We start from the raw sequence: 24,695 nt of genomic DNA on the forward strand, positions 1-24,695 counted from the left end.
AAACTAAAAAGCACACTAATAAGTGCGCTCATTTAACTGCTTGTGATTAAAAGCTGTAACGTGCAGTTAAGCTAATATAATCTAAATCATCTATTGTGGTGTAGCTAGTACCTACAGAGAAATTTGTATTCACATAGTAACGAGCACCTAAAGTGATAGCTGTTTCACTGTCATCTGCAATATCAATGTAACTTAAACGGCCATCAATTTCGATGCTATCAGTTAGCATTGATCTAACACCAACAGATAACCCATAGCCATTTTCATCATCCGACAAATCAGTACCGCTGAACGATACTTCAGTTTCAATGTTTTCGTACGTTACTAAACCATAAAAGTCAGTGCTTTCACTAATTGCAGTACGGTAACCCACGCCTGCGCTCAACCAATTTAGATCTACATCCAAACCATCTTCTGAGTCGCCTACAGTCTTATATTGACCAGACACAAAAAAGTTATCGCCTAGTAATTTACTACCATCAAGCGTCCAACCGTTTAAATCATCGCCATCAAGATCTGCATTTAAATAACCGCCAGACACATAATTAAAGTTAGGTGTTTCTGCAAATGCAGCAGGGGTGACAAAAACTGAGCTTAATAATAAGAGTGCGACTTTATTCATTTTCATGGTACTTCCTTTTAGATATATTTTAACAACATATTGTTGTACCCAATAAAATACACAGCTATATATTTGATTGCAATTAGAAATTTTATAGATTAATTAAAAATCAATATATCAACCAATAAAGGATAATAATTTAGGGCTTTGGATTTTAAGTGCGTGAAAATTAATAGGGATCTACTTGGAAAGTGGTGGCCCCTCCCAGACTCGAACTGGGGACCTAACGATTATGAGTCGAACTAAAAAAGTATTTACCTGCATTGCTACACACCTCAAACCCCTTATATTTACTGACCTAAAGCTTAAAATCAAAGTATGGAACATTGCTTTACATTGATGTATATTTATCCAAAACCGATCCGTGAACGATCCGTAGATATTTAAAAGCCCTAAAAGTGCGCCAACACCTTTAGGGCTACCATCAAGAACCATAAGGGGGTTCAAGTGGCTAAAGCAAATAATACCACTAACAAAGTTAACTTTACTGCAGGACGTGTAAAAACATTTAAATGTGAGGAAGGTAAAAAAGAGTCTTTTTTATGGGACGACGAGTGTAAAGGCCTAGCAATACGTGCATTTGCCTCGGGTAAAAAGACCTATGTTTTTCAGGCATGGATTAATGGTAAAACAAGGCGCGCGGTAATTGGCCCAGTTGATGCGTTTGATATTGACCAAGCCAGAGCCAAAGCAAGAGAGTTTCAAACTCAAGCGAAAGACTACATAACTCCAGCCAAAGTTAAACAAGCAAAAGCAGCAAAAGAACTTGCCGAAGAACAAGAGCAATTGCGCGGAACAACGACCTTAAAACAAGTTTGGCTAGAGTATATCGACGCCAATAAAAAAAGGTGGGGTGAAAAGCATTACAAAGACCACCTAAAAGCAATTCAAGAACCTAACCAGCCATGGGCGCGAGGAAAAGGCCGCTTAACAAAAGCAGGCTGTCTATATCCACTAATCGAAACAAAGCTAAAAGATTTAACATCGAAAAAAATCGAACGCTGGTTACAAAAAGAAAATGAGACTCGCGCAGGTGTTGCCGCTCAAACCTACCGCTTATTGTTTGCCTGTTTAAACTGGTGTAGTGAGCAAGATAAATATTCAGGCTTAATTGATGTAGCAAAGCTAAAGACAAAAGACGTAAAAAAGACAGTCGTTAAACTAAACGCTCGAACCGATAGCTTGCAAAAAGAACAGCTACCCGCCTTTTTTAAATACGTAAGACAAATACAAAATCCTGTTATTTCAGCGTTTGTGCAAACTCTACTTTTAACGGGTGCGCGAAGAAATGAGCTGGTGGGCCTTAAATGGACTGAATTAGATTTACAATGGAATAGTATGACCATACGCGATAAGGCCACCAGCAACGGTTCAGACTCTGGTTATAGAGTGATTCCTTTAACGCCTTATGTAGCTAGTTTGCTTATTAACCTACCCCGCAGAAATGAATGGGTTTTCTCGACCCCCTCAGGCGCATCAGGCAAATTAACAGACCCCAGAAAAAGCGTTGAACCCGCACTAATAGCTGCTGGTATTGAGGGGCTAACCTTGCATGGTTTAAGACGTAGCTTTTCAAACCTTAGTGAATGGGTAGAAATTCCAACGGGCGTAGTTGCTCAAATCATGGGACACAAACCCAGTGCCACCGCTGAAAAGCATTACAAACAAAGGCCGCTCGATTTATTAAGGAAGTGGCACACAACGTTAGAAGCTTGGGTATTAGAACAGGCTGGTGTTGCAATGCCTACAGTTGATGAGCAGCGTTTAACGCTTATTAAGGGGGCTTTATGAGTGATAATAAATTAATAGAAGCCGATCGTTTTATTGAAACGAAATATAAAAAGCTTGAAAAAGATATATTAGGTATTAGTGGTCGGCCTTTAGTTGTTTTAGAAATAGCCAAAAAAGCAGGCACCTACACGGGCAAAGTAGCAGGGAAAGAGTTTAATCAGCTTTATACAATTGGCTCAAACGAAAAGGAGTTAAATAAAATTATTAATGAAGCTAAACGCCATATTGTATATTGGGAAGCGCTAATACGAATTTTTGAAGATTTAAACACGTTGCAAAGACCTATACCCAAAAACCTCGCAGATTTTATACGCGATCTATTTGATGGAAATGAAAAGAAACCAGCAAACCTACAAGAGTGGAATAACTATACAAGAGATTTTTTAATAAGGATTATAGCTTTTGAAGCAAAGGCAAAATTCCGCGATATACCTATGATAAAGTCAGGAGATAGACAAGGAAATCAACAAGGTGAGAGCATATGTGGCCTTATAGCAAAGCATATAAATAGATCTGAAGATCTCATATATAAAATAGTCAAACCCAAAAAAAGAAAAAAAAGGAAAAGTACTTAAAGCACTTTTCCAATGATTCACCAAATAGATATCATCATAATTCGCTTATACAAACTAACAGATGAGTATAAGCATGAACACAATTACATTCACTCCACAAAATCTAACCACAGAACAGTTTGCTTTAGCGTTACAAGGCAAACCAAGCACGATAAGAACTCGCCTATGCAAAACGGGAAGCTTTTATGGCATTAAACCAATCAAGCTACCCTCAGGCCGCTTATTATGGCCTGCTGATGCCGTGCAGGCTTTATTAGCTGGTAAGGGGGTTTAACCATGTATAAACACGCCCTATCAGCCAACAATCAGCAAATTATTATCGCTAAATACATTACTAAATACGGTTCTGTGAACCGCTATGAAGCAGACGCCATAGGTGTTTGCCATTTAGCTGCCCGAATAAAGGAATTAAAATACAAAGGTATTATTTTTAACTGGGTAGATGAAAAAGTCTTTGACCCTCATGGCATAGAACACGACCGAGTAAGGCGCTACTCGTTTAAGTATAAGGCTATGAATAAAGGAGAAATAGAAAAGCTAAATAAGTTACTTGGGAAGTCCTAGAACGCATAGCTAAACACTATACGAACTAAGACCAATAACCACAGCTGGTGGGGAAGTTTGGCGACCTAGCCACCAGCTAATAAAGAGTAACTTATCTATGCTTAATATTCACTTTTTTTGCAGTATCTACTGTGTTTTTAATCTCATAATAATTTGTCGGTTTTGTCTTTATTCTTATTTGGCGGTTTTGTCTTGGCGGTTTTGTCACTGGACTATTGCCTTATCTCCAATGCTGGCGGCCTATTGCGTACTCATGGGTAACGCAATTATAAGCGGTCGTTTATATTATCCCTTTAAGTGTGTGTATTAGTTTATGCAAAAACATAAGCGAAAAAACACCACGGGGAGAAAGTATATTTCTAAATCTGATACTGTTTTACATCGTGGTGAATTAGTGAAAGTTAACGCTAAGGGCTCAGGCTGTTATACATACTTACTCAAGGTGTTATTTGAGCAATTTGATATAGGCTTAGATAAATGGGGTCGTCTAGTATTTATTATGATTGAGTTACATCAATCAGAGCTAACAGAAAACAACACTCGAATGACGCAATTCAGAAAGCGCTTAACGACAAGGCTTAATGCACAATATGGTGATCTTGAAATTGGGTTTGCTTGGGTAAGAGAATTAGAGAAGTCTAAAGCACAGCATTATCACCTTGCACTATGGCTTGATGGTGACCGTGTGAAAACATCACACTATGTTTGTAAGCTTGCTAAGCAAGTATGGGAAGAAATGGGAGGGTTCTATTCTAAAAACCGTAGAAGCTATATTTATGTTAATTCACCAGAGGCAAGATTAGATGCTTTACACTGGTTATCCTATTTAGCAAAGGGGCGTGGCAAAGGCTATAAAGACAGTCAAACAAAAGACTATGGTACAAGTAGGCTAAAAACTAAGCTGATATAAAATCTATTAACCGAACAAGGCAAGCATATACGAGCTAAAACTTAGTATAACTTATGGTTTTAGGGAGTTGCTTGATACTAACAACGCTACAAAACTTGATAAAACCTTACCTTTTGCCATTTTGTTTATACATTTTTAAAGCTATACCATTATTCGAGACTTACTGAATTATGGTTTTCGAGTAATACATGCAATACGCTAAAGTTATATAGCCCAAAAGCTCATATAGGTTTTGCGAGCATTACGCGCGTGTAGTAGTTGTTTTAAATTATAACAAAAGCCTAAAAACCGATCCGCTACCGTTCCGTAGAGATATTTTTTAAATTAAGTTAGTAGATATTTACTTGGAAAGCTTTGAAAAGTGGTGGCCCCTCCCAGACTCGAACTGGGGACCTAACGATTATGAGTCGTGTGCTCTAACCAACTGAGCTAAGGGGCCAACTTTATATAACTGCAAGGCAGTTAATTTTTGAAGCGTTCAGCCACAGAGCGACTAAAGCGGGTTGCAGTATAAAAACTTTTTTAGGGCTTGTCACTACCAAAAACCTTTATTTTAACAATCAATAAGCTAACTGCTTAAATTGTAATCTTTTAAAGAGTGTGAATGGGTAAATTTGGGGAGTTTTAGGAAAATAAAGTAAAAATGATTAAAAATAATATTTATTAATAGAATGCGCTGAGCGATATTTACTTACAACTGGCGTAAACATAGCTCAGCTGCGCATTATTTTTTAGCAATAATATAAATTGCATGTATTAACCCAGGGAAGTAACCCAATAGCGTTAATAAAATATTAATCCAAAAATGCATACCTAAGCCCACTTGTAAAAAAACACCTAGTGGTGGTAGCAAAACAGACAGTATTATGCGAATGATATCCATTATTTAGCTCCTTCAAACAGTTAAAAACAAAAGGCCCAGCAATGCTGGGCTTTGAGTATAACGTTATTCAGCTACGATAGATAAGTTATCTACCACATCACGTACGTCTTCAGCATTTTTAGCAATTTCGATTGCTAATTGCTTTTCCGCTGATGATTCAACTGAGCCGTTTAATGTAACAACACCATTATCGGTATCTACATCAATATCGGTTCCACCTACTTCAGAATCAAATAGGAAACGTGTTGTAATAACGGTGGTAATTTTAGCGTCCGTTAGGTCGTTATCATCATCCATCATTTTAGAATCTGTGTGTTTAGCGCTCATGTTTTTAACAACGGTTAGGCTGTTTTCAACGTCCATGACGCCATCTAGACTAAGTACAAGCTCTTCTGCTAGCTCTTTCTCTACTTCGCTATCAACTTTACCTGTAAGTACTACCTTGCCATTTGTTACATCAGTGTTTATGTCAAAGTTGTTTAGGTCTGTGTTCATAAGAAGCACAGTTTCTGCCTTGCCATCAATCCAAGCATCTTTACTTTCGTTTTCCCAGCTGTTTGCTTGTGCACCCATTGCTGTTGTACCAAGAACTAACGCGGCGATAATAGATTTGTTAAATGTTTTCATAATCTTTCTCCTTTTGATTAAAGACACTTTAACTAATGCGAACATCAAGCCAACTTTATTTACCGTTAAAAATCATAAACTTAACGAGAAGTATAGACTCTTATAGATTTAACGCATTCCCCTATTTACAGGCAAGTGAGTAAAACTTTCTCAAAGTGTGAAAATTACTAGATTATTGCTATTTTGGTTAATGTATCGTTAATATAACAACTAAACAAAAAGCCTTTAAAAATTAAGCTGTTGATAATAAACAAAATTAATTTTGGTATACGGTTTGCTAACTAGTTAACTAATAGCAAATACAATTAAGGAATGCCCCATGTCTGTAAAAGTTGAAGACCGCCCAATAGAGCAAGTACGCGAACAAGTGATTGATCAGTTAATTTATAACTATAGCCATGGCGTTATATCGGTTGAGGCATTTGAAAGACGATTAGACAAAGCAATGGATGCAAAAGACAATTCTGTGCTGCTTACGTTAGTAGAAGACTTAACACTTAATACCGACAAGCAATACATAGCTGAAAAGCAATCGCAGTTTACGCCTAATTACAGTGCTCAACAAAATAGCGATGACGACATCACACTGCGCAGTATTTTGGGTTCAAACGAGCGAAGCGGACAATGGGTGGTTCCTAAAAATATTTACCTAAATAATTATATGGGCTCTGTGGTGCTTGATTTCACCGACGCTATCTTTACGCATCAAAACGTGACAATTCATGTTAATTGTATTTTTGGTAGCGACGAAATTTACGTACCCGAGCATGTTAATGTTGTGTCCAAAATGTTTTGTATTTTAAGCACGCTAGAAAACAAATCAGTAACGTTAAATAAGCGTCAAGGTCCTACCATTCATATTGAAGGCAAAGCGATACTAGGGTCGGTTGAAGTAAAGATAAAACGTACCATAAAAGAAAAGTTCATGAGCTTTGCAAACGATTTAAAGTCACAGCTTGGAGTCAGCAGTAAATAAGTGCAACTGTATTTGCTTTAATATGGCTGCTTTTGGCAGCCATATAGTGGTGGGCTTAAAGATCATTATTTCGTTCTGCAGGTATATCCGACAAGTACTCTACAAACTCAACTTCAAAGCCCGAAGGGTCTCTGAAGTAGATATTTTTTCTAAATGGGTTTTCATTGCCTTGCTTATGAACTGAAAAACCCGCTTTATTTAAACGAGACACCGTATTATCTAAATTAGCCGTCACGTAAGCAAAGTGAGCAAACCCAACTTGATGCCCTGAAAGCGCTCTGTTTTCACCCTCACCATGATCGCTCATTGCTATGTATTGCGTGTCGTCACCAAAGTGGACCCAACGCCTTGGTTTTCCATACCATTCACCCCGCCCTTCACTTCGTATTACCCAGTGGGGAAAAATGGCTTGGTAAAAGCGAATCATGGTATCAATGTTTTTAACAACTAAATTTACGTGTTCTAAATACATACTGTTTCCTTGTGAGTTAATTTAAACACACAATAAAACCTCAAGTTAACTTTAGGTAAAGCGCTTTTTTTAAATTTTTAGTGGGTCATTAAAAATACACTTTTGTTTTAATTAAATGTGCAACACTTTCAAGGCTGTACAAAAAACACCCACAAGTATTTAGGGTTTATTGTTTACTTTATGTCAAAAGTCGCTAAAATACGCCGGCTGAAAATACAAACGTTCTTTTACAACCCAAAGGTAACTCCATGCATCCAATGTTAAACATTGCGGTTCGCGCTGCGCGTAACGCAGGCAAAATTTTACTTCGCGCTGGCGAAGATTTATCAAAAGTTGAAGTGCAACAAAAAGGCGCTAACGATTTAGTAACTAATATTGATAAAGAAGCCGAAGCCGTAATCCGTGACACTATTTTACAGTCTTACCCTACTCACTCTGTTGTGGGCGAAGAACTAGGTGAACACAAAGGCAAGGATGATGATTACCAATGGATTGTAGATCCTATCGATGGAACAACAAACTTCATCAAAGGTATTCCACATTACGCAATCTCTATTGCACTTAAAGTTAAAGGTCGTTTAGACCAAGCCGTTATCTATGATCCGATTCGTGGTGAGCTTTTCACTGCATCTAAAGGTCAAGGCGCACAACTTAACAGCAAGCGTTTACGCGTGAGTAAAACAACTGTTCTTGCTGGTACAGTTTTAGCAACGGGCTTTCCTTTTAAGCATAAACAACATACAGATGCATACACTGAAGCGTTTAAAGCGTTATTTGTTCACACTGCAGATATTCGTCGCGCAGGTTGTTCTGCATTAGACATGGCGTATGTTGCTGCTGGCCGTGTTGATGGCTTTTTTGAAATTGGCTTAAAACCTTGGCACTCTGCTGCAGGCGAGCTTATGGTTAAAGAAGCAGGTGGTATGGTTGTCGATTTTGCTGGTGGTAATAACTACAACCACAGTGGCAATATCATCTGTGGCGCGCCAAAACTGACTCAAGCTATTATTCGTGAAATTCGTCCAGTGTTAACTGAATCGTTACTTCGCTAATAAATTGCTTTTACCAATATAATTGGTACAACTAAAAAAGGAGCCTAGGCTCCTTTTTTGTTGTTAAAAATATGGGTTTATTAGCTTAATCTCTATAGTTTCCCCTTTTGTATAAGGAAGGGAATTTAAATCTGTAGCAAAGTATTCATAAAATAACGCATCAAACTCGCCGTTTTGCTGCATTATTTTAATTCCCTGCTCAAGCGCTTTAGCCAACTCAGGCTTATCCTTAGACACAAAATAATATAGCGCTGTTGGGTAGCTAATATATAAATTAGGCACAATACGTAAATTTTTGTGATCTCGCTCTAAAAGCTCAGAATTGACTTCAATAAATGATCGCGGAAAGTAATCTATGCGGCCTTGGCTAGTAAGCGCAAACATGGCTTTCAAGTTTGATAATGGTCTCACGTTTAAACCGTTATTAACCAATATGCGCGTATCAGGCCAATCATGCCCCTGTACCGAGCTCAGTTTTGATAATTGCTCAAGCGTTTTTATATCTTTAAATTTATCTAAATTCTGTTTATTTGTAACTAACGCTCTTTTGCCTATATACCCTTTGAACAATGGAATTTTAATAGCTGTTGCCAGTGACTCTCGTTCAGGGCTGCTCATACTCCAGTATAAATCAAGCGAGCTATCATCAAGTGACATTAAATTGCGTTGCTGATGCGGGTGTACAGCAACACGTTCTATTTCGACAGGATACTGGGCTCTTATCAATGCCTTGGTTAGCATGTCATTGAGGTAATCATCACGGGCAAAATGCGCATGTTGATCTTTCGGAATTTTTACAATATTAACTTCGCTTGCTACAACACTTCCAATAAACAAGCTCACTACACATACGATACACTTTAATGGCAACATCATGATCACCTATTAGTAAATTACCTTTTTACTATTTGCTAATCGCTACTACTGGAGGCGCTGGGCGCCTTCGCTTGCATGTAAAAAGATAGCTATGACGAAATCGTTTGGCTTCTTTCTTTGCATCCGTTGCTAATGCTGCAACCTGATGGCTATTTTTGCACTGCTGTAAATCGGGTTCAACTAATCCGATAGATAAGGTGAGTAACGGTACAAACTGCTTTTCACCTTCACGATTTGTAGCCCAATACCCTTTGCTAGCTATGTGATCGGGCGTAAAAAAAGCACGAGAACGATGTTCAAACTGTTCAATAATACGATTACAAATACTTACCGCATCGCTTTGGTCAAAAACAACCATAAAGTCGTCACCACCAATGTGTCCTACAAAGTTAGCACTATTTGTACAGGCTTGCACTGTTACATCAGCCAATAATTTAATAACACTATCACCACTCGCGTAGCCATAAAGATCGTTAAACTGTTTAAAGTGATTCAGGTCAATATAAGCAAGATGAAATTTATTTTTATTACGTAACCTATGCTCTATAGCTTCGTTTATTGCGACATTGCCTGGCAACATTGTTAGCGGGTTTGCATGTTGTGCGTGGCGAATTTTTTCTTCTGTTATATGTTTTAAAATGTCTCTAAGAGGCGCAAGCCCTAAATAATTGCCGCCTCTAGTAATAACAATATGGCGCCTAATATCGAAGTCTTGCTCAGTTATTTGCTTACTCACCGTATCTAGCTTTTGGTCCTCAGCAACAATCAGGGGTTGTTTATCCATTAACTCTATAACAGGGCGCTTATCATAAAGAGCATGACCATAGGGTGCTGCAAATACCTCGGTAAGTTGGTCTTTATGTAGTAGGCCCACTGGCTGACCCTGTTGATTAATTACAGGTATGCTAATAATGGCTTTGTCTTGCTCAAAGAGTAAATGAGCGTCTTTGCATCGGGTATCACTTGCTATGGCCTTTTGTGGTTGGCTTAGCGCGCCAATCGCCATTGACTGATCAAACTGATCACATAATTTAAATGTAAGTGCTTGTATTTGAGCAGAGCTAAAATCACGACTTGGTTGCAAGTTCGGTCGTTCAAATAAAAAACCTTGTACATTATTAATGCCTAAACTTTCAACCAGAGCGAGTTCCTCAGAGCGCTCAATGCCTTCTGCAATCACTAAGGTGTTTGTTGCTTTAGCTAAAACAATAATTGATTTTAAAAACTCCTTTTTAACCTCACTCTGATCGCAATGATCGATAAAATAACGATCTATTTTTACATAGTCAGGACGCAGTGCAGACCACTGCTTTAAGCCAGAGTACCCGGCACCTAAATCATCAATTGCAATGGTAAAACCGAGCTCTCGGTAATGCGCAATGGTTTTAAGTAATAAGTCGTCGTTATCTACTTTGTCTTGCTCTGTTACTTCTATAACAACACGATTAGTCGCTAAACCAAACTGCTCGGTTAGGTGGCGTGTTTCGCCTTTTGGGTGGCAAGGGTCTAGTAGCGTTTTTGGGCTCACATTTAAAAAAAGCTTACCTTGCAAATTTAGCTTAACAAAGTTTTCTATTGCCTTTGAGCGGCATAGTAGCTCTAGCTCAGAAATAAGGCCCTCTTGATGCGCAGCTTTAAAGAGCTTATTGGGCATTTCTAATGGGCTATTTTGTGGACCACGACTAAGCGCCTCGTAACCAAGAATGAGCTGACCAGATATATCTAAAATAGGCTGAAATAACGTGGTTACTTCCCCACTATCTAAAATAGCCTCTAAGGCTTGTCGTTGAAGGGTCACTACTGGCTCAATTATTATTTTAAATAGAGCAACAAAATATCAATTCTGTATGACATTTTTATTTCAAGCCCCTATGTTACAGGCAATAAAAAACCGCTCATAGAGCGGTTTTTTAATGCATTTAAGATTATGGCATTGCCATCGGATCTTGATCTGCACCTTCTTTTTCTATCACTTCTGGTATTAAATCTTCTTTACTTACTCCCATTGCAAGTGCAACCGAGCTTGCAACATATACAGAAGAATATGTACCAATAAATACACCAAACAATAATGCAGTAGCAAAACCATGAATGGTTTGTCCACCCCATACAAACAATGCAATCAATACCAAAATTGTGGTGATTGATGTAACAAGTGTACGGTTAAGTGTTTGCGTAAGTGAAATATCAATAATTTCAACGGTATCGTCGATGCGTACTTTTCGGAAGTTTTCACGAATACGGTCAGATACAACAATAGTATCGTTGAGTGAGTAACCGATTACCGCCAATATTGCCGCTAATATAGTTAAATCAAACTCTAAACCCAGTACTGAAAACAAACCTAAAGTGATAATTACATCGTGTAATAGTGCGCCTACAGCACCCACAGCAAAACGCCATTCAAAACGAAATGCAACGTAAATTAAGATACAAATAAGTGCAGTTAACATGGCTAGGCCACCCTGCTCTTTCAAGTCTTCACCGACACTTGGGCCAACAAACTCAATACGACGCATGACTACGCTGTCGTCCGCTTTTTTCAGTGCATCAATTACTTGGTTACCAATTACTTCAGCTTTAACATCGCTTCCACGTGGAGCTAAGCGCACTAATATATCTTGGCTCGAACCAAATAGCTGCACTGATGCATCAGCAAAGCCATTTTCACCAAGTACATTACGCACTTTTTTAAGATCAGCCGGTTGAGAAAACCCCACTTCTACCGCGGTGCCGCCGGTAAAATCAAGACCAAAATTTAAGCCCTTCGTAAACATTGATACTATCGACGCTACAATTAATAGCGTAGAAAAGCCCATTGCCACTTTTCGAAGAGACATGAAACGAAGGGTTCTGCTACCCAAACTTAAAATTTGCATGTCTGCTCCTTAAATAGAAAGTTTATCAATGCGTTTACCACCAATAAATAAGTTGATCACCGCTCGGGTACCAACAATGGCTGTAAACATTGAAGTTAAAATACCAATAGCTAATGTAACGGCAAAGCCTGCAATTGGGCCCGTGCCCACAGCAAACAATATAACTGCCGCAATTAACGTAGTGATATTGGCATCAAATATAGTACTGAATGCGCTATCGTAACCAAAATGAACGGCTTGTTGCGGGCTACGACCATCGGCCAGCTCTTCACGGATACGTTCAAAAATAAGTACGTTAGCATCAACCGCCATACCAACTGTCAGTACAATACCTGCAATACCCGGCAAGGTTAACGTAGCGCCTGGAATAAGTGACATTATGCCAACAATAAGCACCAAGTTTGCCGCAAGCGCTAAGTTAGCCACTAAGCCAAACCCTTTGTAATAAATAAGCATAAAGGCAAGTACAAACGCAAAACCAAGTGCAACCGCAGTCATACCTGCTTCAATGTTTTCTTGGCCTAAGCTTGGCCCCACTGTACGCTCTTCAACAATTTGAATTGGCGCAACAAGTGCACCTGCGCGAAGCAATAAACTTAAGTTATGTGCTTCAGCTGGGTTATCGATACCGGTAATACGAAAAGAGCGATCTAAACGAGCTTGAATCGTTGCCACGTTAATAACCTCTTCTACCTTAATAGGCGGAAGTGCTTTTCCGTTTTCGTCTTTTTTACCCGATGGTTTGTATTCAATAAATACCGTTGCCATACGCTTGCCAATAGCACGCTTAGTAAAGGCATTCATTTTTGAACCGCCTTTGCTGTCGAGTGAAATGCTTACTTGTGGGCGTTGGTATTCATCTGCGCCAGATTGCGCGCCAGTGATATGGCTACCTTCAAGAATGATGCGTTTTTTAAGTACCACAGGGTAACCGTCGCGGCTCATGATCATTTCAGTGCCGGCAGGGATACGGCCTTGAGCGGCAGCGCTTGGATCGGCGTTTTCGTCTACTTCACGAAATTCAAGCGTTGCTGTCGCACCTAAAATTTCTTTAGCACGAGCGGTATCTTGCACACCGGGTAATTGCACAATAATACGTTCAGCACCCTGGCGCTGTACGTTTGGCTCTGCAACACCAATTTGGTTGATACGATTACGAATGATTGTTTCGTTTTGCTTGATGGCGTAGTCACGAATCTCTTTCAGCTTTTGCTCACTCATAGTGGCAAAAAATGCATTATCGTTACTGCTGTCATCAATGTATACGTTAAGTGGGTAACGAGATTCTAAAAAGCGCTCTGCAGCATTTTTATCTTCTTCATTACGCATTTCAACACGCATACGGTCAGAGCCAGCCACGCGACGAACGCTGCGATAACGAAGTTTTTCTTCGCGTAGATCGCTACGGAAATCTTGCTCCATTTGCTCAAGCTGGTTATCAACCGCTGTTGCCATGTCGATTTCCATGGTGAAATGTACGCCACCACTTAAATCTAGACCTAACTTCATTGGATTTCCGCCAAGGGATTTTAACCAAAGAGGTTGAGCCGGCGCCATATTAATGGCTGAAATGTAATCGTCACTTAGCGAGTCACGCAGTAAATCTTGTGCTTTTAATTGCTCTTCAACATTTTTAAAACGAACAAGTATTTGACCGCCTTCAAGCTTGGTTGATTTAACTGCTACGTTATGTTTTTTAAGGGTTGCGTTTACTTTGTCTACTACACTGAGATCAACATCAGCACCTTTAGCGCCCGAAACTTGTATAGCCGGGTCACGGCCATACAAGTTTGGAGAGGCATATAAAAGGCCAATGGCAACCACAGCTAAAACAAGTAAATACTTCCACACTGGAAACTTGTTTAACACGGGGTCGTCCTTATTATTTTTATAGCGACTTCATTGTGCCTTTTGGCAATACAGCAGATACAGACGCTTTTTGAACTGTAACTTCTGCTTGCTCATTTAAAGAGATAACGATGAAATCTTTATCTTCTGCAATTTTAACAATTTTACCTACTAAGCCACCTTGGGTTAGCACTTCATCGCCTTTAGCCATCGCATTCATTAAGCCTTTATGCTCTTTAACACGCTTAGCTTGTGGGCGGTAAATTAAAAAGTAAAAAACTAAACCGAAAATAGCTAACATGATTAGCATTTCCATGCCGCCACCGGCTGCAGGTGCGCCAGCTGATGCGTGTGCGTTTGAAATAAATAAACTCATAATACTTCCTCTTTAAATTTAAAGTTTAATTTTTTATATCTGCAAGCTCTGGCACTTCTTGGCCGCGGCGAGCGTAAAAATCTTTTACAAATTCTTCTAGTTTACCTTCGCTAATTGCATTGCGCAGGCCTTCCATAACACGCTGATAGTAACGTAAGTTATGTATTGTGTTTAGTCGTGCACCTAAAATTTCGTTACATTTATCAAGGTGATGTAAATAAGCACGCGAGTAATTTTTACACGTATGGCAATCACAATCAGGGTCGAGTGGACCGGTATCTGTTTTATGCACTGCGTTACGTATTTTAATAATACCGGTGGTAATAAATAAGTGACCATTACGCGCATTACGCGTTGGCATAACACAGTCAAACATATCTATGCCACGGCGTACCGATTCAACCAAATCTTCTGGCTTGCCAACACCCATTAAGTAACGCGGCTTATTTTCAGGCATTTTGTACGCACAATGATCAAGAATATTCATCATTTCGTTTTTAGGTTCACCAACTGATAAACCACCAAGTGCATAGCCGTCAAAGCCAATTTCTTCTAAACCGGCTTGTGATTGTGCACGTAATTCTGGGTACATACCACCTTGAATAATACCAAATAACGCAGAAGGGTTATCGCCGTGACCTTCTTTTGAGCGTTTAGCCCAACGAAGAGACAACTCCATAGAGTCTTTAGCTTCTTTTTCAGTAGCAGGGTATGGTGTACATTCGTCAAATATCATTACAATATCTGACCCTAAATCACGTTGCACTTCCATTGATTTTTCTGGCGACATCATTATTTGGTCACCGTTTACAGGTGACTGAAACAAAACACCTTCTTCGGTAATTTTACGCATTGCGCCAAGACTAAATACTTGGAAGCCGCCTGAGTCAGTTAAAATTGGGAAGTCCCAATTCATAAAGTCGTGCAAATCACCGTGCTGCTTAATAATTTCAGTACCAGGGCGAAGCATTAAGTGAAAGGTATTACCTAAACAAATTTGCGCACCTGTTGCTTTAACTTCATCAGGTGTCATGCCTTTAACAGTACCGTAAGTACCTACTGGCATAAATGCAGGTGTTTCTATTACACCACGGTCAAAAATCAAGCGGCCACGGCGCGCTTTACCGTCGGTGCGGTCTAATTCAAATTTCATATCATCCTCAATGTCGGAAAAACAGTCCAACAAGCTATAATTTAACCGCTCGATTCTACCCTTTTTGCACTGCTAATACTATTAGCTGCGGTAAATTCGCTCGTTATAATCATATGCAACTAAAAACCCCAGCAAGTATGCTGGGGTTGAGTGTTAGTTATATTTGATAATAAATAAAACAGCGCTATTTACGTGTTAAAAACATAGCATCGCCATAACTAAAAAAGCGATATTTTTGTTCTATTGCTGTGTTGTAGGCACCCATTATGTTGTCTTGTCCGCTGAACGCGCTCACCAACATAATTAAAGTTGACTCAGGTAAATGGAAATTAGTGACCATGGCATCGACGACGTTAAATTGGTAACCCGGAAAAATAAAAATATCGGTATCGCCAAAGTAAGTATCTAATTGACCGCCATGTATTTTTGCAGCTGATTCGAGCGAACGCATTGATGTAGTACCAACAGCAATCACTCGCCCACCGCTCGCTTTAGTCTGTGCTACAGCGTCCACAACATCTTGTGGTACTTCAATGTATTCTGAGTGCATGACGTGTTCGTCAATGGTCTCTACACGTACCGGCTGAAATGTACCTGCGCCTACGTGTAACGTGACAAAGGCCATGTTTACACCTTTATTTTTAAGCGCAGCCATAAGCGGCTCGTCAAAATGTAAGCCTGCTGTAGGTGCTGCCACAGCCCCTGGTTTTTCACCATATACTGTTTGATAACGTTCGCGGTCAGCTTCGTCATCTGGTCTATCGATATAAGGCGGTAACGGCATGTGACCAATATCGTTAAGTGTATCGAGTACATTTTTGCTGTGATCAAATTCCAGCTCAAATAAGGTGTCGTGACGGGCAATCATAGTGGCTTTAGCTTTGCCTTCTAAAATAACCTCATTGCCTGGTTTTAATGATTTACTTGCACGAACATGAGCAAGCACACGGTGTTCATCCAATACTCGTTCTACAAGTACCTCAACCTTACCGCCCGATGCTTTTTGGCCAAACATACGTGCTGGTATTACTCGCGTATTATTAAAGATGAGTAAGTCGTTTTCGTTAACTAGCTCAAGAATATCACTAAATACTTTATGGCTTATCTCCCCTGTTGGACCATCGAGGCTTAATAAGCGGCTACTCGTACGATCTTTTTTTGGAAAGCGAGCAATTAATTCATCGGGTAAGTCAAAACTAAAGTCAGCTACGCGCATAGTTGGTAATCCACATCATTAAAAATCGCGCCAAGTGTATATCTATCGTCAATTAAGCTCAAGAAGCCAATCCAACTACTGTAAACCTGAGCATCCCTCTATTCGGGGGGATTATTCAAATCTACTTGTTCTTACTAACAAAACTTATTACCCTTAGTAATGGTAGTAAATTACGATTTTTAGGATCTCCTGCGTGGCAGAACAATTAAATTTGCTGATTTTAAATGCAAGCCGTGCTGAGCGCAGGGTGATTAAAGATACTTTAAAAAAGCTTAACGTATTTAGCTTTATTGAAGCAAATGATAGCCAGGAAGCTCTTAAAACTCTTAAGCAACAACCGGTTGATATTATTATCACTGGATTAAATGTGGGTAAAATAGACGGTTGGCGTTTTTCTCGTATGATTCGCTCAGGGCTATTAAAAACCCCTAAAAACACCCCTATTTTGTTGATGCCCCCGACTTATTGCGAACGAATTGCAGAAACAACCGCCCGTAGTTACGGAATCGATGCTGTTTTGCCTTTTGAAAACCAAGATATGCTACCGCAAGTTCTGGCTAATGTTTTATCTACACATTTAGAAAAAAGCAGTCGACTAAACCTACTTTTGTTAGAGCCCCAGACAAATAAAGCGGAGTCTATAACTGAAGAACTAAAACTAAATTTTGCTATTACACATGTCACAACGTGTAAAGCCGCACTGAACCAGTACAACCAACAACAGTTCTCAATCGTACTGCTTGATACCACTCAAGAAAAAACCGATGAATCTAGCTTGCTTGTCGAAAATATTTTACAACATAACCCAAAGCAAGCCATTGTTACTATTATAGATAGCGCTGATGCAGATTATGCCGAACAGCTTTTGTTATCGGGCGTAACCGATTTTATTCGCGCCCCTTACGAACCTTCATTTTTAAATAAAGTATGTGATCATGCCGCTCGTCGAGAAGACTTTATGGTGAGCTACGCTGAATTTGCTCAAAAAGTAGAGCAGTTAAGCGTAAGCGAAGTGAGGTATAAAGAACTATTCTCAGCTCATCAGCGCATATTATTGCACCTTAATACTGTTGTTCTTGAGCTCGACCAGTTAGGAAAAATTCGCTTTATAAATCCAGCCTGGGAAACCTTAAGTGGTTTTGGCGTTAAAACAAGCCTGCAAAAAAGCCTAACGCAATTTTATACTGGTGAATGTCAGATAAAGCTCAAAGCAACCATCGACGATATACTCGGTGGTGGGAACGATCATCAGCAAATAGAAATAAAACTCCAACATAAAAACGGTGGCCAAATTTGGGTTGAATGTAGGTTGCAGCTAATTAAAAACAGACGCAATAATGCAACGATCACTGTCACTATTGATAACATTCACGAGCGTAAGCAAGCCGAACTTCAATTACGCCACCTTGCGCTGCATGATCCATTAACTGGCCTACACAACCGATACCACTTTGACCAAGAGCTAAGTCGTATTTGTAAACCCAAACATACTCACAGCGATATTGAGCATGCCTTGATTTACATTGACCTTGATCATTTTAAAATTATTAATGATAGCCAAGGTCATCATCAAGGCGACTTGGTGTTAAAAGATGTGGCTCAGCTGTTTAAAGACAACATTGAAAAAGAACACTTAGTATGTCGCATTGGTGGCGATGAATTTGCCGTCCTTCTAAAAAATATGAACCTACTCGATGCGCACCTTATTGCAGAAGGTGTCTGTAGTGCCATAGAGCAGCATACCTTTAAGTCAAACGAGCAAAGCTACACAATAAGCTGCTCTATCGGCTTAACGCAAATTACAGTAAACAATAACGACCCTAATGAGTGTTTAAAACAAGCCGACATTGCTTTGTATATTGCAAAAAACTTAGGCCGTAACTTAGTACATTGCTATTCAAAAGAAGATGCGCACAACAATACACTTCAAACAGGTCTTGAGTGGGGACACGAAATCCGCCAAGCACTTAAACAGAATAATATTGAATTGCATTACCAGCCTATATGGGATTTTAAAGCAGAAAAAGTTGCTTACTTTGAGGCACTATTGCGCTTAAAGCATGAAGGCACTCTTATTTACCCTAATCAGTTTATTCCGTCTCTAGAAATGCTTAACGACACCTTTTTAATGGATCAGTGCGTAATTAGAAATGCAATTGCCAGTGTTGCAAAATACCCTCAACTTAGCCAAGTTGCTATTAATCTATCTGCACAATCATTCTTAGATGAACGGCTGCTACCACTCATTGAATCGAACCTTGAAAAGTACAATGTTCCCGCCACACGGATTATTTTTGAGATCACCGAATCCGCAAGCATAAATAACATACAAGCTACACGTAAGATGATTGATAAACTTAACTCTTTAGGGTGTCACTTCTCAATAGACGATTTTGGGACTGGCTTTAGTACCTTTAGTTACCTAAAACAGCTGCCTGCTCAACATGTGAAAATAGATGGCTCGTTTGTTCGCGACATGCTTAATGACCCAATAGACCTTGCTTTAGTAAAGGCTATTAACGATATCAGCCGCTCACTTAATAAATATTCTGTTGCGGAATACGTTGAAAATAAAGAATTATTTACTACTTTAAGAGACATTGGTGTCGACTACGGACAAGGCTACTTTATTGCTCGCCCCGTTCCAGTTGAAAAAATAAATGATGAGCTTGAAAAAATTTATCAAAATAAAAGTATTTACCAACAGTAGCCTAGGGTAAAACTAACAAATTCGAACAATTTAACGTCACTTTTTTCTTCCATTATTTTCTTTCTTGCCTATACTTTCCTTATCAGATAAAGAGGATGTCATGTAATTTAAAGGATTACGCTGTATAAACATGACATCAACCCCCAATCAATACATGGTTGATTACAAGCTACAAGGGTTTTAGGGAGGAAGGTATGGCGCAACTAGTTATATTATTACTGATAATTCACCTTATTATTGCGTACCAATGTTACAGGTATTCAAGTTTAAAAGGTTACCCCGTCAAAGTATTTACCGTATTAGGATGCGTGCCCTACTTTAATGTAGTGGTATGGATTTACTTACTTTTTTTACCTGAACTGGAGCCATTTGAAAGCCATGTTCAACGTCAAAAGCAGCCATTGTAGGCTGCTTTAATTTTTTAATAGCGGTTAACTTTAATTGCTTGGCTCATTAAAGTTTAAACTACATTGGCGTTGTAAAAACACCTCAAGCTGCTCGCTAAACAATTTAAAATCGCGAATACGTCCAGTAGTTTTTCGCCAGAGAATACCAATATCTCTGTAAGCATCGCTTTGCGACGGTGTGGCTACCATCTGTTTATTTTCTAAAATACCGGCATTAATGGCCATTTGTGGTAAAAAGGTCACCCCGAGCTGGTGTTCAACCATACTGAGTAATGTATGTAAGCTGGCCGCTTCAAATGGGTTAATACAGCTAGAGCGGTTTAAATGGCACGCACTCAGCGCGTGCCCTGTCATACAGTGCTCTCGCTCTAACAAAAACACACTGGCATCAGGTAATAGATTAAAGTCTTCTACGCCCTTTGCAGGCATATAATCTTTATGGTGCACTAAGCTAAAATGATCTTTTGCTAAAATTTGGGTATGAAACTTGTCGGTTGCATACGGTAATGCCAGTAACGCTAAATCAATGTGTCCATGCTCTAGCTTATCCAGTAATTTGTCGCTGGTATCCTCTATTAGTACCAACTCTAATTCACAAAAAGTTTGCTGACAAAAGTGATACAAAGGCGCTGCAATAAAGCTTGCAATAGTAGGGATTACGCCAACGGTTAACTTACCGCTGAGCGGCGTTAAAAAGCTTTTTGTAAGCTCTTTTAAACTGATAGTGTCGTTAATTATTTTTCGTGAACGCTCAACAACCTCTTCACCTATGCTTGTAAACATAAGGCTTCGGTTTTCACGCTCAATAAGTTGACAACCCAGCGTTTCTTCAAGATTTTGAATGGCACTGCTTAGTGTCGACTGGCCAATAAAACAGGCACTGGCTGCACGGCCAAAGTGCTGATGCTGGTGAACAGCGAGTAAATACTGAAGCTGTTTAATACTTGGAAGATTGGTCATTTTTTCTTTCCACAAATAAAAAGACCCCAATACCTAGGGCATTGAGATCTTTTCAAGCTAAAAGTCTTTTAGTACTTTTTTGTTAAACCCCAAATGCGGTTCTCAGTACGTAGAAGATAACAATAGCAAGGGCAGCACCAACTGGCAACGTTATTACCCAAGAAACTACAATGTTTCTGATAACGCTCATGTTAAGTGCACCAATACCACGTGCCATACCTACACCTAGTACCGCACCCACTAAGGTTTGAGTAGTAGAGATTGGCATACCAGTTCCTGATGCAATAACAACAGTAGAAGCAGCGGCAAGTTCTGCAGCAAAACCACGGCTAGGCGTTAAATGTGTAATGCCTTCACCAATTGTTTTAATTACTTTTTTACCTAAAATGGCAAGACCTGCAACAATACCAAAGCCACCTAGTGGAAGAATCCACCATGCAATTGCTGCTTTCTTAGCAATTTCACCGTTGTTTTCAACAATATTTACAACAGCAGCTAGTGGACCAATTGCATTAGCAACATCGTTAGAACCGTGAGCAAATGCCATACAACAAGCGGTTAACACCATTAATACCGCAAACACTTTTTCTACGTTATTAAATTGCATTTGCTTATCAGCTTTAGGATCGATGTTTAAGCGAGAAATAGCAATTTTACCAATGATGGCAACAACCACTGCAACACCAATTGAAAGCGCATAGCCTTCAACAGAACCTAGGTTAATACCAACGTGCTTTAAACCCTTTTTGATTGTAACTAAAGCCATGATAAAACCCGCTAAACCCATGTAGATTGGTACGTAGCGTTTAGCGTTCTTTAATGGTGCATCTGTATCAAATATAAGCTTTTGCGCGCTCATGAATATTAGATACGCAATAAAGCCGGATATAGCTGGTGTAATGATCCAGCTTCCTACAATGCCGCCTACTTTATTCCACTGGATTGCTTCTGTACCCACAGCAACTAGCGCAAAACCAATGATTGCACCAATAATAGAGTGAGTTGTTGATACTGGCCAACCTAAAAATGAAGCGATTAGTAGCCATGAACCCGCGGCAAATAGCGCGGCAATCATACCTAAAACCATCAGTTCAGGAATATTCGCAAACGGTGCAGCATCAATTATTCCTTTACGAATAGTTGATGTAACTTCACCACCTGCCAAATAAGCACCTGCAAACTCAAAAATCATAGCTATTAAAATAGCTTGTTTGATTGTTAATGCTTTTGAACCTACAGATGTACCCATGGCGTTCGCAACGTCGTTCGCGCCAATACCATAAGCCATGAAAAAACCAACAGCTGCGGCAATTAAAACTAATACCGTGCCGTAAGATGCAATGATATCCATTGTATAACCTTAATCTTTCGTGTTTGAACTGATTTTAAATTAACGAGCTAACATCAGCTCAAGACGTGATCCTACGCGCTCTGCAATATCTGCAAGCTCACCAACCCATTCAATAATGCTGTATAAAAACATTACATCTACAGGGTTAAGTTCACTTTCTACTTCACGTAGTTGGCGGCGTACTTTAATTTGCATGTCATCCGTGTCTTGTTCTATTGCATCCAATTCAACGAGCATTTTTTCTACTAAGGTCACTTCGCGACCTTTAAAGCCTGTTTCTAATAGCTCTTCTAACTCGTTTATTGCTTTAGATGCTTGTTTTGTCGCATCCACACAACGAGTTAAGTAAGCCAAGAAATCAGCTTGCATTACTGCTGGTATGGTCATTTCACGACCGATTACGCGCCCAGCAATGTCTTTTGCTTTATTAGCAATTTTGTCTTGTTGGGTTACTAACTCGAGCAGGTCCGTACGTTCTACCGGCATAAATAAACCGCGTGGTAACTGTAAACGTATGTCTCTTTTCATGTCATCGGCTTCACGCTCTAAATTACGAATAGTGATACGAAGCTCTTCTGCCTGTGTCCACTCTTCTTTAAAAACGTGATTAAAAAAAGGTATCAAAGCTTTACTAGCTTGATGAACTTTTTTGATGTGATCTTCCATTGGTTTGAAAGGAGATTTTGCAAAAACTCCTAAAAACGCGTTTGTAGGCATAACTGACCCTTTAATCAAATTACATGCGTGCAGCATGCGATTTTACAGTATTCACAACAATTGTGAACGGTTTTTATTATTTAACTTATAGCTAAATAAACAAAGCGGCTTATAGCCGCTTTGTTAAAATGCGCTAATGAACTTTAAAGCGATTTTTCAATATCTTCCTGTGATATATGGCGAATATCTTTACCATTTACAAAGTAGATAATGTACTCAGCAATATTCTGACAACGGTCGCCAATCCGCTCTAATGAACGCACTGACCAAACTAAATCCATGATTTTTGGAATAGAACGTGGATCTTCCATCATGTACGTCATAATTTGACGTGTTATGGCTTCATATTCACGATCAACTTTAGCATCTTCTTTGTGTACTTCAAATGCGCGTTGCACATCCATACGTGCAAACGCATCAAGTACATCGTGTAACATTTTTAAAACCTGACGACCCATATTTTCAATATTCACTAACAAATCTTGTTGATCTTTAGTGAAAGAATCGAGAGCCACTTTTGCAATACGCTCAGCTTCATCGCCAATACGCTCTAAATCAGCAATAGTTTTTGCAATCGCAATCACCAAACGTAAATCGCTGGCAGCGGGCTGACGACGCGCAATAATACGAGTACATTCTTCATCAATGCTCACTTCCATAGCATTAACTTTGTAGTCGTTTTTACGCACTTTTTCTGCAAGTTCTGCATCGTTTGTGCTTACCGCATCAAGCGCACTACTTAGTTGTTGCTCAACTAACCCACCCATGCTTAGTACATGGTTACGAACATTTTCAAGCTCTTGATTAAAGCGACCAGAAATATGCTTATTAATATTATGTTCCATAATTACCTTCTCTCTAAATCTTGTACAACACGATACTGTTAATTATTTAGCCGTAACGACCTGTAATATAATCTTCAGTCTTTTTCTTTGTTGGTGTTGTAAATAAGGTATTTGTATCTGAGTATTCAATCAGCTCACCCATGTACATAAAGGCTGTTTGGTCAGACACTCGCGCTGCTTGTTGCATGTTATGCGTAACAATAACAACGGTAAATTTATTCTTTAAATCGTTAATTAGTTCTTCAATAACTAAAGTCGAAATTGGATCAAGTGCTGACGTTGGTTCATCTAGTAATAAAACCTCAGGCTCTATCGCAATAGAACGAGCAATAACTAAACGCTGTTGCTGACCGCCTGATAAACCAAACGCACTATCATGCAGTCTATCTTTTACTTCATCCCATAAAGCAGCGCCACGTAATGACTGCTCTACTACTTCGTCTAACTTACGCTTTTCTTTAATGCCTTGTAAGCGTAGACCATAGACTACATTTTCATAAATCGATTTTGGAAATGGATTAGGACGCTGAAACACCATCCCAACGTTACGGCGAAGCGCCGCAACATCTACATTTTTATCGTAAATATTTTGTCCATGAAGGAGTATTTCACCTTCAATTCGACAAATATCAACCAAATCATTCATGCGGTTAATACAGCGTAATAGCGTTGATTTACCACAACCTGATGGACCGATAAACGCCGTTACTTGGCCTTTTGGAATATTCATATTCACTTTACTAAGCGCTTGTTTATCACCGTAGTAAAGATCGAGATCTTTAATCTCTAACGCTTTTTGCTCGTCTGTTAAATTGTCTAAATCTAACTTCATGCCCAAATTGGCTTGGTTTACTTTTGGAGCGACTGTAATCATGTTTGTTACCT

At 39.3% G+C, this 24,695-nt stretch carries 25 protein-coding genes and 2 tRNA genes; 9 read left to right on the forward strand and 18 right to left on the reverse strand.

The window, feature by feature from the left end:
- Nucleotides 1-46 precede the first annotated feature (46 nt).
- Together R0J88_RS11965 and R0J88_RS11970 are read right to left on the reverse strand one after the other, a co-directional pair.
- Nucleotides 47-628, reverse strand: coding sequence for a porin family protein (locus R0J88_RS11965; RefSeq protein WP_058429645.1), 582 nt, complete (start codon nt 626-628; stop codon nt 47-49).
- A 186-nt stretch (nt 629-814) separates the two neighbouring features.
- Nucleotides 815-904 (reverse strand) — tRNA-Ser (locus R0J88_RS11970).
- 165 nt (nt 905-1,069) lie between these two features.
- Between R0J88_RS11970 and R0J88_RS11975 the strand changes: the two genes are divergently transcribed.
- The 5 genes from R0J88_RS11975 (at nt 1,070) to R0J88_RS11995 (ending at nt 4,462) form a co-directional block, all read left to right on the forward strand.
- Nucleotides 1,070-2,413: a tyrosine-type recombinase/integrase gene (locus R0J88_RS11975; protein WP_410900032.1), complete on the forward strand. Its 1,344-nt coding sequence runs from the start codon at nt 1,070-1,072 to the stop codon at nt 2,411-2,413.
- A complete protein-coding gene (locus R0J88_RS11980; RefSeq protein ID WP_410900033.1) occupies nt 2,410-2,988 on the forward strand; it encodes a hypothetical protein in 579 nt (192 codons plus the stop codon). The genes R0J88_RS11975 and R0J88_RS11980 overlap by 4 nt, the downstream gene beginning before the upstream one ends.
- 73 nt (nt 2,989-3,061) lie before the next feature.
- Complete coding sequence (locus tag R0J88_RS11985) at nt 3,062-3,262, forward strand: helix-turn-helix transcriptional regulator (RefSeq protein WP_410900034.1); 201 nt, start codon at nt 3,062-3,064, stop codon at nt 3,260-3,262.
- A gap of 2 nt (nt 3,263-3,264) precedes the next feature.
- Nucleotides 3,265-3,552: a helix-turn-helix domain-containing protein gene (locus tag R0J88_RS11990; protein ID WP_410900035.1), complete on the forward strand. Its 288-nt coding sequence runs from the start codon at nt 3,265-3,267 to the stop codon at nt 3,550-3,552.
- A gap of 313 nt (nt 3,553-3,865) precedes the next feature.
- Nucleotides 3,866-4,462, forward strand: a complete 597-nt coding sequence (locus R0J88_RS11995; RefSeq protein ID WP_024605474.1) for an inovirus-type Gp2 protein — start codon at nt 3,866-3,868, stop codon at nt 4,460-4,462.
- Nucleotides 4,463-4,824: 362 nt separating this feature from the next.
- Here R0J88_RS11995 and R0J88_RS12000 read toward each other — a convergent pair.
- The 3 genes from R0J88_RS12000 to R0J88_RS12010 all read right to left on the reverse strand — a co-directional run bounded on the left by R0J88_RS12000 (nt 4,825) and on the right by R0J88_RS12010 (nt 5,972).
- Nucleotides 4,825-4,901, reverse strand: a tRNA-Ile gene (locus tag R0J88_RS12000).
- A 285-nt stretch (nt 4,902-5,186) separates the two neighbouring features.
- Complete coding sequence (locus R0J88_RS12005; protein WP_006791179.1) at nt 5,187-5,345, reverse strand: YqaE/Pmp3 family membrane protein; 159 nt, start codon at nt 5,343-5,345, stop codon at nt 5,187-5,189.
- 63 nt (nt 5,346-5,408) lie between these two features.
- Entirely contained in the window at nt 5,409-5,972 is a 564-nt protein-coding gene (locus tag R0J88_RS12010) for a BON domain-containing protein (protein ID WP_006791180.1), read from the reverse strand.
- A gap of 319 nt (nt 5,973-6,291) precedes the next feature.
- Here R0J88_RS12010 and R0J88_RS12015 point away from each other — a divergent pair, with 319 nt between their 5' ends.
- Complete coding sequence (locus tag R0J88_RS12015; protein WP_410900036.1) at nt 6,292-6,948, forward strand: LiaF domain-containing protein; 657 nt, start codon at nt 6,292-6,294, stop codon at nt 6,946-6,948.
- 55 nt (nt 6,949-7,003) lie between these two features.
- Here the strand turns inward: R0J88_RS12015 and R0J88_RS12020 are convergent, their stop codons facing one another.
- Nucleotides 7,004-7,420, reverse strand: coding sequence for a VOC family protein (locus tag R0J88_RS12020; RefSeq protein WP_006791182.1), 417 nt, complete (start codon nt 7,418-7,420; stop codon nt 7,004-7,006).
- Between the two features lie 248 nt (nt 7,421-7,668).
- Here R0J88_RS12020 and suhB point away from each other — a divergent pair, with 248 nt between their 5' ends.
- Nucleotides 7,669-8,472, forward strand: coding sequence for an inositol-1-monophosphatase (gene suhB / locus R0J88_RS12025; protein WP_006791183.1), 804 nt, complete (start codon nt 7,669-7,671; stop codon nt 8,470-8,472).
- Between the two features lie 63 nt (nt 8,473-8,535).
- Here the strand turns inward: suhB and R0J88_RS12030 are convergent, their stop codons facing one another.
- The 7 genes from R0J88_RS12030 to queA form a co-directional block, all read right to left on the reverse strand.
- Nucleotides 8,536-9,345 carry a substrate-binding periplasmic protein gene (locus R0J88_RS12030; RefSeq protein ID WP_410900037.1) on the reverse strand — a complete coding sequence of 270 codons (810 nt, stop codon included), beginning with the start codon at nt 9,343-9,345 and terminating at the stop codon, nt 8,536-8,538.
- Nucleotides 9,346-9,376: 31 nt separating this feature from the next.
- Nucleotides 9,377-11,146 (reverse strand): bifunctional diguanylate cyclase/phosphodiesterase, encoded by a 1,770-nt coding sequence (locus R0J88_RS12035; protein ID WP_410900038.1) that lies wholly within the window; start codon nt 11,144-11,146, stop codon nt 9,377-9,379.
- 127 nt (nt 11,147-11,273) lie between these two features.
- Nucleotides 11,274-12,227: a protein translocase subunit SecF gene (gene secF / locus R0J88_RS12040; RefSeq protein ID WP_006791186.1), complete on the reverse strand. Its 954-nt coding sequence runs from the start codon at nt 12,225-12,227 to the stop codon at nt 11,274-11,276.
- A gap of 9 nt (nt 12,228-12,236) precedes the next feature.
- Entirely contained in the window at nt 12,237-14,096 is a 1,860-nt protein-coding gene (gene secD, locus R0J88_RS12045; RefSeq protein WP_006791187.1) for a protein translocase subunit SecD, read from the reverse strand.
- A 19-nt stretch (nt 14,097-14,115) separates the two neighbouring features.
- Entirely contained in the window at nt 14,116-14,451 is a 336-nt protein-coding gene (yajC, locus tag R0J88_RS12050) for a preprotein translocase subunit YajC (RefSeq protein WP_006791188.1), read from the reverse strand.
- A 25-nt stretch (nt 14,452-14,476) separates the two neighbouring features.
- Nucleotides 14,477-15,604 (reverse strand): tRNA guanosine(34) transglycosylase Tgt, encoded by a 1,128-nt coding sequence (gene tgt, locus R0J88_RS12055; RefSeq protein ID WP_006791189.1) that lies wholly within the window; start codon nt 15,602-15,604, stop codon nt 14,477-14,479.
- Between the two features lie 184 nt (nt 15,605-15,788).
- On the reverse strand, nt 15,789-16,820 hold the full coding sequence (queA, locus tag R0J88_RS12060; RefSeq protein ID WP_410900039.1) for a tRNA preQ1(34) S-adenosylmethionine ribosyltransferase-isomerase QueA: 1,032 nt from the start codon (nt 16,818-16,820) through the stop codon (nt 15,789-15,791).
- A 193-nt stretch (nt 16,821-17,013) separates the two neighbouring features.
- Here queA and R0J88_RS12065 point away from each other — a divergent pair, with 193 nt between their 5' ends.
- Both R0J88_RS12065 and R0J88_RS12070 read left to right on the forward strand, forming a co-directional pair.
- Complete coding sequence (locus R0J88_RS12065; RefSeq protein ID WP_410900040.1) at nt 17,014-19,530, forward strand: EAL domain-containing protein; 2,517 nt, start codon at nt 17,014-17,016, stop codon at nt 19,528-19,530.
- Nucleotides 19,531-19,724: 194 nt separating this feature from the next.
- On the forward strand, nt 19,725-19,937 hold the full coding sequence (locus R0J88_RS12070) for a hypothetical protein (RefSeq protein ID WP_008130474.1): 213 nt from the start codon (nt 19,725-19,727) through the stop codon (nt 19,935-19,937).
- Nucleotides 19,938-19,967: 30 nt separating this feature from the next.
- Here the strand turns inward: R0J88_RS12070 and R0J88_RS12075 are convergent, their stop codons facing one another.
- The 5 genes from R0J88_RS12075 to pstB all read right to left on the reverse strand — a co-directional run bounded on the left by R0J88_RS12075 (nt 19,968) and on the right by pstB (nt 24,684).
- Nucleotides 19,968-20,897: a hydrogen peroxide-inducible genes activator gene (locus R0J88_RS12075; RefSeq protein ID WP_203985269.1), complete on the reverse strand. Its 930-nt coding sequence runs from the start codon at nt 20,895-20,897 to the stop codon at nt 19,968-19,970.
- Between the two features lie 82 nt (nt 20,898-20,979).
- On the reverse strand, nt 20,980-22,248 hold the full coding sequence (locus tag R0J88_RS12080) for an inorganic phosphate transporter (RefSeq protein WP_008130472.1): 1,269 nt from the start codon (nt 22,246-22,248) through the stop codon (nt 20,980-20,982).
- 39 nt (nt 22,249-22,287) lie between these two features.
- On the reverse strand, nt 22,288-22,965 hold the full coding sequence (locus tag R0J88_RS12085; RefSeq protein WP_006791195.1) for a TIGR00153 family protein: 678 nt from the start codon (nt 22,963-22,965) through the stop codon (nt 22,288-22,290).
- A 143-nt stretch (nt 22,966-23,108) separates the two neighbouring features.
- Complete coding sequence (phoU, locus tag R0J88_RS12090; RefSeq protein ID WP_006791196.1) at nt 23,109-23,810, reverse strand: phosphate signaling complex protein PhoU; 702 nt, start codon at nt 23,808-23,810, stop codon at nt 23,109-23,111.
- 46 nt (nt 23,811-23,856) lie between these two features.
- Nucleotides 23,857-24,684 carry a phosphate ABC transporter ATP-binding protein PstB gene (pstB, locus tag R0J88_RS12095; RefSeq protein ID WP_006791197.1) on the reverse strand — a complete coding sequence of 276 codons (828 nt, stop codon included), beginning with the start codon at nt 24,682-24,684 and terminating at the stop codon, nt 23,857-23,859.
- Nucleotides 24,685-24,695 lie beyond the last annotated feature (11 nt).

Origin of the sequence: Pseudoalteromonas sp. SIMBA_162, assembly GCF_046535955.1 — a bacterium.
GTDB classification, from domain to species: domain Bacteria; phylum Pseudomonadota; class Gammaproteobacteria; order Enterobacterales; family Alteromonadaceae; genus Pseudoalteromonas; species Pseudoalteromonas marina.